At 65.0% G+C, this 12,933-nt stretch carries 5 protein-coding genes; 1 reads left to right on the top strand and 4 read right to left on the bottom strand.

Translation table 11 applies throughout. The features are described 5' to 3' along the window. Positions 1-8 precede the first annotated feature (8 nt). Genes ACSVDM_RS17945 through ACSVDM_RS17930 form a run of 4 tightly spaced genes read right to left on the bottom strand, consistent with a single transcriptional unit; the run spans position 9 to position 12,008 of the window. Positions 9-2,243, bottom strand: a complete 2,235-nt coding sequence (locus ACSVDM_RS17945) for a 3'-5' exonuclease (protein WP_439266339.1) — start codon at positions 2,241-2,243, stop codon at positions 9-11. After that, entirely contained in the window at positions 2,243-3,451 is a 1,209-nt protein-coding gene (locus tag ACSVDM_RS17940) for an HIRAN domain-containing protein (protein ID WP_439266337.1), read from the bottom strand. The genes ACSVDM_RS17945 and ACSVDM_RS17940 overlap by 1 nt, the downstream gene beginning before the upstream one ends. 35 nt (positions 3,452-3,486) lie before the next feature. Further along, positions 3,487-5,679: a 3'-5' exonuclease gene (locus ACSVDM_RS17935; protein WP_439266336.1), complete on the bottom strand. Its 2,193-nt coding sequence runs from the start codon at positions 5,677-5,679 to the stop codon at positions 3,487-3,489. Beyond that, the gene (locus ACSVDM_RS17930; RefSeq protein ID WP_439266335.1) at positions 5,679-12,008 is read right to left on the bottom strand and encodes a DEAD/DEAH box helicase; all 6,330 of its coding nucleotides are present in this window, start codon (positions 12,006-12,008) and stop codon (positions 5,679-5,681) included. Before ACSVDM_RS17930 ends, ACSVDM_RS17935 begins: the two co-directional genes overlap by 1 nt. Positions 12,009-12,292: 284 nt before the next feature. On the opposite strand from ACSVDM_RS17930, the gene ACSVDM_RS17925 reads away from it, so the two are divergent. Further along, on the top strand, positions 12,293-12,805 hold the full coding sequence (locus ACSVDM_RS17925) for a hypothetical protein (RefSeq protein WP_439266333.1): 513 nt from the start codon (positions 12,293-12,295) through the stop codon (positions 12,803-12,805). Positions 12,806-12,933 lie beyond the last annotated feature (128 nt).

The following is a 12,933-nucleotide window of genomic DNA, read 5'->3' as shown; positions in this document are numbered from 1 at the left end:
CGGACCGGCTAGCGATTGAGCAGTTCCGATTGCTGTCCGCTCCAGGTGACGACCAGCTCGTCACGCGCACGACTGGCCGCCACATACAGCAGCGAACGTTCCCGCTGCTGTGCCTCGGCCTGTTCCTCCTCGGGGATTCCGCGCAGCTGTGCCTGTGACGGCACGTGCTCACGATCGACCCCCGCGAGAATGACGCAACGAAATTCCATGCCCTTGGAACGGTGCATCGTGAGTACCTGAACGTGCTCGCCCCCGGCGGGCTCGGCATCGAGCACGGTGGCGTCGACGCCGCGCTCGACCAGTGCACGCACGATCAGGTTCCGTTCGCTCTGACCGCGGGCGAGGACCGCGATGCTTGACGGCGGTACATCGTCGGCGATCCAGTGTTTGATCCGGTCCGCGATCGTCTGCAACTCCTCCATCAACGAACCGCACTCGATCAGCTCCGGGTTCGGGCCGAGCCGTGCACTGGTGTATCCGGCGGTCGACTCCTGGCCTTCTTCGAGATCGCGGTAGTCGGCTCCGGCGAGAATGCTCACCGCGAAATGCAGGTTCTGCGCGGTGGTTCGATAATTGAGCGTGAGCTTGCTCGACCGACCACCGCGGATATTGATGCCGAGCCGGTTCAGCACCACCGGCTGCCCGTAGATGCGCTGATGAGAATCCTCGGCGATGAACAGGTCGTTGGGCCCTTCGGCGACCAGCGCACGCAGCAGCGCCCAATGTGTTGCATGGAGATCCTGTGCTTCGTCGACGATGACGTGGTCGGCCAACGTTTCACCGGTTGTCTGTGCGCGCCACTGCAAATAGGCGGCGGCGACGGCGAGGATCTCAGGGAAGCTGATCCGCCCGCTCGCCCTACCCTGTTTCCTGAACTGTTCGACGATTTTCCACACCGCGACGCGCTGCGGTCGAGTCAATCGCACACCGCGACCGGCGCGGGGAACCTTGAGGTACTCCTCGAGCGCGGTCACTCGATTGCCGAGCACCACACTGATGTATTCGGTGGATAGAAAGCCCGCGTGCAGCAGCCGGGGATCCAGCGAACTGCCCGCGACGGCATCGGACCAACCGATATCCGGGTTGGCACGCACCCCGATCCGGGTTGGAGTTCCAGGACCGAATACTGCGGCGAATGCCGCGTCGAGGTCTTTGCGACGGCTGAGGATCGCCGACGCAAGACTGTCGATGCCTGCCACGTAGACGCCCGGATCTCCTGGCTTCGCCGCGATGGTGATATTCGGGTCCAGGGCCAGCAGGTCGTCCTGCATGGCCTTGGCCAGTGTCTTGTTGTAGGTGGTGACAATGATCCGGGCAGCGGGATTCTGGGCCGCGAAATGCCGCGCACGATGCAGCGCGACCACCGTTTTCCCAGTACCGGCCCCGCCCGAGAGCCGGAACGCACCGCGGTGGTCCTTCTCGACGAACCGGCGCTGATTGGGATGCAGGAAGGTACGCCAAGCCTTGAAATCGCCCTCTTCGATGACACGGCGCAGTTCGTCGTTGTCGTCGACGAGAGTGAATTGCATCTTGGTCGCGGGATGTTCCAGCGCGGCGAGGATCTGCTCGTTCTCGTCGAGAGAGTGGTCGACCGGCTGCTCGGTGAAACCGAGGGCGTCACGGATGTCGTCGACGGCCCGGCCCACAGCCAATTCGAGCACGGCGTTCTGCTGCCAGGCTACGTCGGTGGTCTGCGCGACCGCGAAGACCGTGTCCTGATCCGGGGCGGCAAGCACCTGGGCGGCGAGTTCGGCATCCAGGCCGAGGCGGTCGGTGAGTTCGGTGAGGGTGTAGCCGGCGTTGGCGAGGTATCCAGCCGTTGGTTCGGCCGCGAGCGCTGCCGCCAGCACCCCGCCCGGGTCGGGGATCACAGTCCGCTTCTTACGGTCGGCGTTACCGTCGAGCTGACCGACGATCCCCTCGAGAACGCCGTTGATCGGATTCACCCGCAGTGTGGACTTCTCGGCGAGCTTGTTCGCGACGTCGTGTTTCCACGTGCCGAGGTAGATGTAGGTCGCCTCACCGAACCGGTCGTCGATGCGGAACATGATGGCGCGGTAGTTGAGGTCGACCCGTCCGGTGCGTACCCGCGGGTCGACCGCGCCCTTCAACGGCTCGATGTGCAGGCCGGGTGCGGTGTCGTCCGCGCAGACCTTTTTGAAGTAGTCGTAGACCTTGGCCTTGATCGATCCGTCGAGCTTCGGCATCGACTTCGTGTTCTGAGCCAGCACAACATTGGCCATTACAGCGCCCCTTCGGTCAGCTGGTTGAACTCCTGAGCCGCACCGAAATCGGAGTCGTCGATGCCTATGAGCGCGTCGACGAATTCCTGCCCGATGGCCAGCGGCGCCGATGCTGCGAACGTCTGGTTGGTCAAGGTGACCGGCGGAGCGGTGAGCTGCTCGCGCGCGAGTAGCTGCTGAGCAGTCGCCTGAACCTTTTGCGCGACTTTGGATTGCCAGGCGGTGAGGGGCCTGGCGAATTCGATGGTGACGGTGATCAGCGATTCGGTGCCCGACTCACGCACGGTGATCTTGCTGCCGTTGCCGGTGACACCGGACTGCACTTCGACCGCCGACGCCGACCGCGTGCTCGGAGCAACCGGCCCTGACACTCCACGTGGCGGCACGACGGCTGGTGGCCCGGTGAGCGCATCGCCGGAGAGTTCATGAGCCTTTTGCGCGCGCAAGGACAGCGTGGCCGAAACAGCCGACGCAGTGAGCATCGCCCGGGCGGCGGTGACCCATCCGCGTGCGCCGAAATGGTCGATCGCGGGGAGGTACTTCTCGCTCATGGCAGGGGAGAGCTGCCCGACACGGTCACCGTCGATGCGCACCTCGACCACCCGTTTCGTCGAACGCGCGCTCGCCTGATCCACGGCGACCAGGCTGACGATGACAGGCCGTTCGCCACCATCGGTGTGGAAGCGGGTCAGGACATCGGTGTGCTCGCCGGTCCTGAGTACCTGTACCGCGCTGCCCTCGGGCAGCATTGTGTACGGCACGACCGGTGGGTCGTTGAGCGGAAACATCGTTTCCGGGCTCGCTACGTAGAGATGGACATCGGTGCTGAGCCGTCGTTGCTCGCGCCCGTGATCGTCCCACTCGGAGTACTCACGTGCCCATATCCGGCCCTGCGCGACGGGGATGTACCCGCGGTTCATCAACTCGAGCAACGGACGGTGGTAGCGGATGGCGTCCTCGCGCGGGAGGTAGCCGATCGTCTGGTTCGCGAAGCGAACCGCGACAGCGTTGCGGTCGTACGGGTTGTCCGGTTCCGGTACGAGCTCGACCGTGCGGCGGGTTTCGGTTCCGCGCGGATCGAAGTCGTCGCCGAGCATTCCGAGGAAGTTCGGCAGATACGACTGGATGCCGACGACGTCCTGCGCGGCCCAGCCACGACTGGTCGTCCACAGTGAGTAGGGCTGGCGAGGTGCCGCTGGGGGATTCATCTGTTGCTCCGGGTGTGCAGGTGGTATTCGACGATTCAGGTGTTCGCCAGCAGTTCCGAACGGCGTCCGTTCCATGTCACCACCAGCTGGTCGCGCGCGCGGCTAGCCGCCACATACAGCAGGGACCGCTCCCGTAGCTCGGCCTCGCCCCGTTCCTCTTCCGGTGCTTCGTTCAGCACAGATTTCGCGGGCACGTGCGCGTCGTCGACTCCGGCCAGGATCACCTTGGCGAACTCCATACCCTTCGACCGGTGCATGGTCAGCACCTGCACATGCCCAGGTCCGGCGGGGTTGTCGTCGAGCACCCGGGCTTCGATGCCGCGTTCCCCGAGGGCGCGCACGAACTGGCTCCGGTCGTTCTTTCCCCGGGTGAGCACAGCGATGTTCGAGGGCTCCTCGCCCCCGTCGAGCCACTGCCGAACCCGCCCGGCGACCTGCTCGAGCTCAGCTGCCAGCGAATCACAGGCCAGCAGGATCGGTTCGGGCCCGGTTCGAGCACTGCGATATCCGTGCGTGGACTCCTCGGCCTCTTCGAGGTCGTGATACTCGCCGCCGGAGAGGATGTCGATGGCGAACCGCAAATTCTGTGCCGTCGTACGGTAATTCAACGTGAGCCGCCGTGAGCGGCCGACAATTTTCACCCCGAGCCGACCGAGCACCACCGGTTGCCCGAAGATCCGCTGATGGGAGTCCTCGGCGATGAAAAGGTCGTCCGGCCCCTCCGCGACAAGGGCGCGCAGCATCGCCCAGTGGGTGGCGTGCAGGTCTTGGGCTTCGTCGATGATGACGTGGTCGGCAATGAATTCACCTGCGGCGCTGCGCTGCCGCAGGTATTCGGCCGCCAACGCGAGCACTTCGGGAAAGCTGACGGTTCCATCCATCCGGCTGCGGCGGCGGAACGCCTCCATCAGTTTCCAGACGGCGATGCGCTGCGCACGGTTGAGCCGTACACCACGCCCGGCGCGCGCGACCTTCGCGTACTCGGCGACGGTGGTCACTTTGTTGGCGAGCACCACCGCGGTGTACTCGCTCTCCAGAAAACCGGGCGTTACCAGGCGTGAATTTAGATCTGTCTCAACAGTTCTGGTGATCTCGCGCCAGACCTTGCCGGTATCGGTGCGACGAGGCGGCAGCGACGTCGCGTTCCCGAGAACCGTCGCGGAGATCGGGGCGAGATCGCCTGCCCGTGCCAGTACATCGCTGGCCAGCTTGTCGACACCATCGATGTAGATGCCGACCTCGCCGGGCTTGCTCGCGATCCGCGCGCCCGGATCCAGTGCCTCGAGATCGGCCTGTAGCTGGCGCGCGAGCGTCCGGTTGAAGGTGGTGAGGATGACGCGGGCATTCGGGTTGCGCCGCCAGAGATTGCGCGCGCGGTGCAACGCCACCACGGTCTTGCCGGTTCCCGCGCCACCCGACAGCCGGAATGCGCCGTTGTACCGCTTTTCCGCGTACGCACGTTGTTCGGGATGCAGGAAGGTGCGCCATGCGGCGAAACTGCCGCCCTCGATCACGCGACGCAGTTCCTCGGTGTTGTCACCGATGTAGGCGAACCGGATCTTCGACGCCGGGTGCTCGAGCGCCTGCAGGATCTGCTCGTCCTCGCCGAGGGTCGGGTCGACCGGATTCTCCGTGAGTCGGAGCTTGGCGCGAATCTCGTCGATGCTTGTGCCACAGGCCAATTCGAGGACCGCGTCCCCCTGCCACCCATCGATCTCCGCGGCGATCTCGTTGATCACATGGTCGTCGGAAGCCGCAAGCACTCGTTCGGCGAGTTTCGCGTCCAAGCCGAGGTCGTCGGTGAGCTGGGTGGTGGTGAAGCCGACGTCGGCGAGGTACCCGGGCTTCACGGCCGGTTTCGGCTGCTGGGTCGGCGCAGGTTCTTCGGTGTCGGCGATGATGAGCTCGAGGACGCCGTTGACCGGGTTCACCTTCAGTCCCGCCCGGGGTGCGAGCTCGGCGGCGGTAGCGTCCGGCCACGCACCCATGTAGACGTAGGATCCCTCCCCACCCGCGGGCGCTACGTAGAACAGAATCGCACTGTGCCCCAGGCCGATTCGTCCGAGCCGCACGCGCTCGTCCGTGGCTCCGGGAACTTCCTCGATGAGTGTGGACGCGGCAGGTTCGTCGTCCTGCACGCTGTAGAGGAAATCGTGCGCGCGCCGTTTGATCGCACCTTCGAGCTCGTCCGCGGACCCGCTGGTCTTGGTCATGATGACGTGCGCCATCACATCACCCCGTTCGTTTGCAGTGCTCGGACGAGTTCCGCCGGATCGGCTGGGCAGATCGTCCAGCCTTGTTCGGTCATCGTATTGGCCGCCTCGGGCTCCGCGAGGAGAACTCCGAGGCGGACGTCGGGCCAGCCCATGTCGATCACGTCACCACGGTCGGTCTCCACACCGAGCACCGGCACCGGGACGCCTGCCGCGGCCAGAGCGAGGACGAGTTCGCGTTCGGCATCGGAAACGGTGTCGTCGTAGAGCACCTGCCAGTCGGGCGTGAGCTCGGCGCTGCCTGCGTCCGGTCCCCGCTCCGGGATGGTGGAGTTCGCCTGGAGCAGGGTTCGGGTGGTGATCACGTGGTCGGCAAGTCCGAACCAGTTGGCCAAGCGCAACCACTCCTTCCACGCGCGACCGCCGTCGAGTTCGAGCTTCTCGTCCCGGTCATCGAGCGCGAGCACCGCGTCCAGCGTCTTCATGCCCTTGTTCGTGGCGGCGGTGATGGTCAACGGGCCGTCGCTGTAGGACCAGCAGTTGTACTCGCCGTCCGCCGGAGTCGAAGCGGTCCCGTCGATGAGGTCGAGCGCCCAGCTCGCGATGGCGTCGGCGTCGCCCTGGTGGCGGCCGTTGAGGAGGAACATCAGCGGAAGCCATCGCCCCACTGCTTCCCATGGCTCGCGTTCAGGCTCGAGCATGTACTCGATCAGCTGGGTGACCGGGTCGGCATGCAGCAACTTGAACAGTTTCGGCTTCAAGTTGCCGTGTTTGCGGGTCGGGCCTTCCAGCTTTTCGGTGAACCAGGTCGGCTTTTCCGTCCGCGCGGCTCGAAAGCGCTCGAGATCATCGTGGGAGAACGACCAGACCACCACGCCGCCGGAGCGCAGGATCTCACGTTTGTGGGCGTCGTCGGCCACTCGGTTGTGCTCGGGTGTCGCGTGGTAGCGGCGACCGTCGGCGAACACGGCGATGAGCGGGATATCGGGATCGCTGGTGCGCAGCTGGAAGTCGGGTTGGCTGTTGCCCATCAGCACTTGTGGCTCGAGCTGCCAGGTCCGGATATTGGTGCCGGGCAGTTTGATCGTTGCGGTCGGGCCGTAGGTGCCCGGTTTTTCGGTGACCGTGGCGCCCATGGTGGTGAGCCGCTCGGTGAACGCGCGGTAGAACTCGCGTTCCAACGGCGACTCGGCGCTGCCTTTCGGTACCGGGGTTTCTTCGGTGACCGAGTCCAGCCAGCTTTTCGCGTCCGGCTCGCCGTCGCGGCATGCGAGCAGATCATCGAGCACCTTGGCTGCCGTGATCCGGGAAACCTTGTCGAGTTCCCGTGGCGGTGCGAACGGCAGCAGGCATTTGTGGCAGGCGAGCCGGTCGGTGCAGTCGCAGTTCTTGACCACTGTGCGTGCCGCCGCAAGTACCTCCCACACTTGACGTGGGTTGGCGAAGTCGGCCAGATAGCCGGTGCCACCGGGCACGGTGTCGTGGATGAGCAGGGCCCGCTGGTTCGGGTTGTGGAGGGCGTCGGTGATCGCGGCGACATCGAGATGTTCCGGGGAGCCACCGATCACCTGTCGCAGGCCGAGCAGGATCGCAGCGCTGAGGCTCGGATGGGCGAACGAGTCGTATTCGAGCCAGCTCGGCAGGTGCAGCAGCACAGCCTGGGTGCGTAGTGTCCGAGCCAGCGCGATCTCGCGAACGTGCTTCTCGTCATCGGCTTTGCGATACCGGCACCAGCTGCGGTGCTCATGTGGCTCGTTCCTGCCCGCTACCTTGTCGAGCTGCCCGCAACCGGAACACACGCGGAACAGCGAACCCGTGGTCGTGTTGCCCGCAATGGTTCGCTTGCCGCCCTGCGAGTTTCGCCTGCCCATGTTCAGCCAGCGAATGTCCATGCGCCGCAAGTACTCCGCGCCGAAGTCCTGCTCGGCGACGAACCACCGTTTGGTGACATTGTCGGGGTCGATATCGGCTGCGGCCAAGACCGTGAACGATTCCTTGCGCCGTTCGTCACGGATGTCGTTGATCGCCGCCTCGTCGCGTCGCACCTCGGCGGACACCTTGGCCATCTCTACCACTTGAAGCTGTTGGCTGACGTCCGCGATTGCGCTGGTGTGGCATCGAGGGCACTGATTCGGTGGGGGTGTCGGGTCTGCGGTGTGGGTGATGCCTGCCCAGCCGCAGGACGGGCACAGCCGCCAGATCTGAATCGCGGATTCGCCCGCGCCGAGATCGATCGCGTCGATTTCCACGGCCAGCCCCTGCGCGTAGAAGGTCGCGCCAGGAGCCAGCTCGGTGAGTGCGACCCGAGAGCCGCGCTGGTAACTCGCTGTGTCCTCGGCGTATTGATTGGTGTCGGGATCGATCCAGGTGATGCCGACATCCAGCAGCACCGCGTCGTCGAGCAGCGTGTAGTTGGGCAGCACGCCATAGCGTTCGAGAACGCCGACCCAATGTTCGGTTGTCAGCGCGCTGATCGACTTCGACAACAGACGCAACGTGCCTCGGGCCGTGCGCAAATCACGCTTGTCGTCGTCGGTGGCGGCAGGGGAGTTGGCACGCTGTTCGAAGTCGGGAATGGCCGCGTCCACTGCCGTTCGCCGGTGCCGCAACTCGTTCACATCTCGATTCCAGCGATGCACGGCGTCGCGCAGCAATGCACCGAGTCCGCTGTGCTCGCCGAGCCCGGGCGGGGTCGCCCAGTCGCGGAGGTTCGCTGCGGTTTCCGTCCGGAGCAGATCGCCGAACTGCCCGAGGAATTCGTCGACCAACAGGTCGGCGTCGTCGTCAGCGGTCTCGATGAGGGTGCCCATCCAGGTACCGGAGTCGAAACTCGACAGCACGTTGGTCGCGTTGCCGGGATCTTCGGCTCCCGCACGCCGCGCGAGCCGGTCGATGATGTGCGCGATGTACTGGCGCTGCAGGATTTCCTCCGCGGTGAGGAAGGTTGCCGGGGGACGCACCTCCCCTTGGATCACCGACGTCGGGTCACCGAGTTTCGGCAGGTGCTCGCCGCGTCCGCGGACGAAGGCGAGCGCGAGTGAGTTACCCGTGAGGCGTCCTGCGCGGCCGACTCGCTGGAGATACGACGACACCGTTCGCGGCATGGAGCCCAGCATCACCGTCGACAGGTCGCCGATGTCGATACCCATCTCCAAAGTCGGCGTCGCGACCAGCACGTTCGGTGCGGTGGGATCGCTGGCCGTGGCCTTGAATTTGTTCTCGTACTCGAGCCGTGTCGCAGTGGGAAGCAAGGAGGTGTGTTCACGCGCGACCACCCGCTTCATCTCCGAGTTGTCGTAGAGGTCGCGGTAGAAGTTGTTGTGTTTGGCGGCCCGCGCCAGCCTGCCCGGGCATCGGGTCAACAGGCAGGGAGCACCGTCGAGCTGGTCGACGACGGCCGCGCTGCCCGGCGTGGGCGTCTGGCAGACATCGCAGACGAGCAGGTACCGCATTCCGGTGAGCCCGGCCGGGTCGGGGATACCCACCAGGACCGAGTCGTGCGTCAAAAGATAAGCAGTCAGCGACTTCTCGGTGTTCTCGGTGATCACCACGCGTTCTTCGGCGAACACTTCGAACAGCGCGCGTGCCAGTGATCCACCCTCGATGGGCGAGACGTTCAGGCAGCGCGAAGCCCAGCGGGCGTACCACGAGGCGGAGACGGTGATCGGGTCGAAGCCGTCAGGGATGGTCCGGCCGCCGAGCGCCGGGAAGGCCGGTGCGGGGCGTCCCTTGGGGAACGCGGGCATGCCCTGGCCCTTGGGGCGGCCACCCCACACCCAGCGTCGGTTCGCGTCGCGCTGAACGTATTTCGTCAACCAATCGTGGGCGATCGCGCCACGGGTGCGCATGCGTTCGGCGACACCACGAACCCACTGGGTCACCGCGGCCTCGTCGGGCTCGGAAAAGGCGAGCTGATGTTCTGTTCGCTTCAGCGCGTCGGCGCCCAGCTGCGCAACGCGCCGGGGAGAACCGAGATCCACCTCCGACACCACACTGCCGGTGAGCTCGAGCGTACGACCGAGGCGAGACTGCAGGCCGAACTCGAGGTCGATATCGAATTGCAGGCGCCGGGCAACAGTCCTGGCCGCCTTCCGTCGAGCCTGGGCGGTGCTGTCGGGGTCCCAGAACGGAGCGAACTCGTCACGCTCGACGATGTCGGGCGCGAGGAGGTGATAGCGCCGTCGCGCGTCTTCACCTGCCCGGTCGAGTACCGCATCGCAGAGCTCGGCGAGGGTGAGCATCTGCTCGCCACTCACCTTGTCGCCCAGGGCATTCCGCAGAGTCGAGCGGAGGCTGAGGGTGTGCGACCTGGCCTGGACGAAACCGGCACGGTGGGCGGCGTCTTGGACGCTGTCGGTGAAGACGAGGGCCTTCTTTTCGCCGTCGGCCAGTTTCGCGTCACCGAACAGGTTCGACAGCGCCACCGACAACTGGGTGGCGATCGCGCTGCCGAGGAAGCGGATGCCGTCGTCGGCACCACACGCCGGGCACACGTCCCTACGCGAATTCTCGTCCGCCTCAGGGCCGCTCAGGAACAAGACCGGCAGCACCCGCCCGTCGAGTACCTCATCGCTGTCGGCATCGGGTCGTTCGTCGACGATCTCCCGGTCGTCGACGCGGAACCAGCGCAATCCCTCGACCGGAGTGTCGATTTCGGCCTCGGCGGGCGCGGAGATCAGCGCTCGGAACCGTGGACCACCGGTCGCGTGGTAGCTGCGCACGTCTTCGTCACCGGCATCCAAGGTGTGGCCGGTCGGTCCCAGCCGAACACCCCAGCCCGACCGACCGCAATGCCGGCAGTAGAGCGAGGGATAGTAGTCGACGGTGGTTCCGTCGAGTTTTCCGTCGTCCGGCCAGCGGAACTGCGGGGTCACCGCGGCCGCACGATCGATCCGGGACAGCTCCCGAAGCCACAGGTGCACATCGACATTCAGTGCCGACCGGCCGACCTCGGCGCGCACGTGCGAGAGCGCGGCGAGGAGGTAGCCGACGTAGCGCTCGCGGTTCGCGAGGCCACGGGTGAGGTCGCGTTCGCCGGTCTGGGCGGGCAGAACGGTGGCGGCCAATTTCGCGGTCGAGATGGCGTCGACCGCACTACGCAGGACCCGCGCGAAGGTTCCGTGCCGTTTGATCAGATCGAGCATCTCGGATTCGTCGAGCTTGTGCAGGCTCGCGGTGATCCGCTCGTGGGTGTCGTCGATGTCGGAGGTGTGCCGGAACAGCGTGGCGAGTACCGCCGCCGTGAGTCGCTTGTTCGTCACGGTTTGTGCTGTGGTGCGGTCGAGTTCGGCAAGGGCCTGATCGATCACCGGCTCGACTGGTGAGAATGTGCGATCCAGGTCGCGACGGCGCTGCGCGAGCCAGTCCTCGGTATCGAGCCGCGTTTCGCCGATCAGGGTCTCGGGTGTGAACGTCTCGCCAAAAACGGTTTTCGCGAAGTCGAGCATCGACGTCGGCGAACCTTTGGACCCCAACGTCGCAGACGTGGCCACCGGGGTGATCTTCCCGAGTGGGCGCGCTCGATCCGCGTCCGTTACGGGCGAACCGGCGGTCCAGTGAGATTTGACGGTCAGCCCGAGTCGCCGCAGCAGCATCGCCACATCTGTGCCCTGCGCGCCGTCGTAGGTGTGGAACTCGTCGAGCACCACGTACTGCAGCGAGTCCGCCGACTGGCGCCACATCGCCGCACGATCCGGTCGCAGCAGCATGTGGTCGAGCATCTTGTAGTTGGTGAGCAGGATGTCGGGCGGCGAATCGTGCATGAGGCGGCGATCGGTGATCAAGCCTGCCTCCGACACCATCGTCCGACCGCCGGAGGATTGCTCGCCCGTGTAGAGGCCGGCCGTGATCCCCGACAGCTCGGGATGCTCGGTGATCATCTTCGCCAGCCGCTGCTCCTGGTCGTTGGCCAGGGCATTCATCGGATAGATGATCAGTGCCTTCATTCCCACCACGCCGGCCTTCTTGGCGCGAAGCACGTGGTCGAGGATGGGGATGAGGAACGACTCGGTCTTACCGGACCCGGTGCCGGTGGTGACGAGGGTCGGCAACGGCCGGCGCTGAAACTTCGTCGACAACCGCTCGAAGGTCGCGGCCTGATGCCCGTACGGTTCGAAATACTTCGGCCACCAGTCCAGATGCATGCCCCAGTTGCCGCGAGCTTGCGCGAAGGGCAGCCGCAAACGGACATACGGGCCCTTGAAGAGCCCGTCCTTCGGGTCACCGATGAAGTCGGTCAGCGCGCCCTGAGTGTCCGGATCGGTCAAGGCGAAGGTTGTCGTCAGATAGTCGGTCAACCCTTCCCTCAGCCGTTCGGCCTGCAGAGTCGGAAGCAGGGCCCCCACGTGTTTGCTCCTCATTGTGCGCGACCGGCGTGCGGTTCAGTCGGGTGTCGACCTGTGTTCATCTGGAACTATCGGTTTCGGATGCTAGTTGATTACGGGATCCGGGATTCTCGGATCGCAACCGGCCAGCTGGCTGTCGGTAGTGGACAGCCTCAGCGCCGGCAATCAATCGTAACGTACACCAGCATATGATGTGTTGACAATGTTTTCTGGAAGAATTAGCTTGGTTGCATACCAACTGCAGGTGCCGAACGGGGCCTCTGTGCCTCGAAGGGATCTACTGAATGTCGTTCGACTACAACGATTTCGCCCCACCCCCGCCCGCCGTCTTCGGTCGACAGCAGCTCATCGAATCGTACTTGGACGTGATCCTCGACCTGCGCCGCAGAGGCCTCCCTGGCAAGGATGACCGCCGGGCCCATTTCGAGGGGCTGCAGCGGTTGTTCGAGGTAGACCTCCCTCTCCAGCGCCCAGCTTTTGGTACCCGAAACATGGTGCACCACATGCTGTTCAGGGCTGCGGATTCCTACCATGCAATCACCACGCCGTGGAGTGGGATCCTCGAAGGCGGCCTCATCATCGAGCAGTTCGACAGGGCCGGGATCACCGAGGAAGTCATGTCCGTCAGTCGCGAGATCAGTCGGCTCGCCCAGAACTCGGAGCGCGAACACCACAACCTGATCGCAGTCCTGCTACGTGGGCTCTACGGCGAAAACATCGACCGAACATTCACCCTCGATGAACTTCGTGCCGCCGACATTCCCATCCCGGTCCCTATCCGCTATCTCCCGGACTGACAGCATCTTTCGTGTGTTCGATGCCTGCGTAGCCGACTGCTGGCCCGGTGGGGCTCCTTCGGCTACGGTATCGATCCGGCGGCGGGCTGAAGCGGGGTTCTGCGCCCAGTCACATCTTTGCGTCAAAG

Source organism: Nocardia sp. JW2, from assembly GCF_051843015.1.
GTDB classification, from domain to species: Bacteria; Actinomycetota; Actinomycetes; order Mycobacteriales; family Mycobacteriaceae; genus Nocardia; species Nocardia coubleae.
This window is presented reverse-complemented; position numbering and strand designations above follow the sequence as displayed.

Excerpts from the sequence above, each read along its gene's own strand:
- ACSVDM_RS17945 (WP_439266339.1), bottom strand. The coding sequence starts at position 2,243 with ATGGCCAATGTTGTGCTGGCTCAGAACACGAAGTCGATGCCGAAGCTC.
- ACSVDM_RS17940 (WP_439266337.1), bottom strand. The coding sequence starts at position 3,451 with ATGAATCCCCCAGCGGCACCTCGCCAGCCCTACTCACTGTGGACGACC.
- ACSVDM_RS17935 (WP_439266336.1), bottom strand. The coding sequence starts at position 5,679 with ATGGCGCACGTCATCATGACCAAGACCAGCGGGTCCGCGGACGAGCTC.
- ACSVDM_RS17925 (WP_439266333.1), top strand. The coding sequence starts at position 12,293 with ATGTCGTTCGACTACAACGATTTCGCCCCACCCCCGCCCGCCGTCTTC.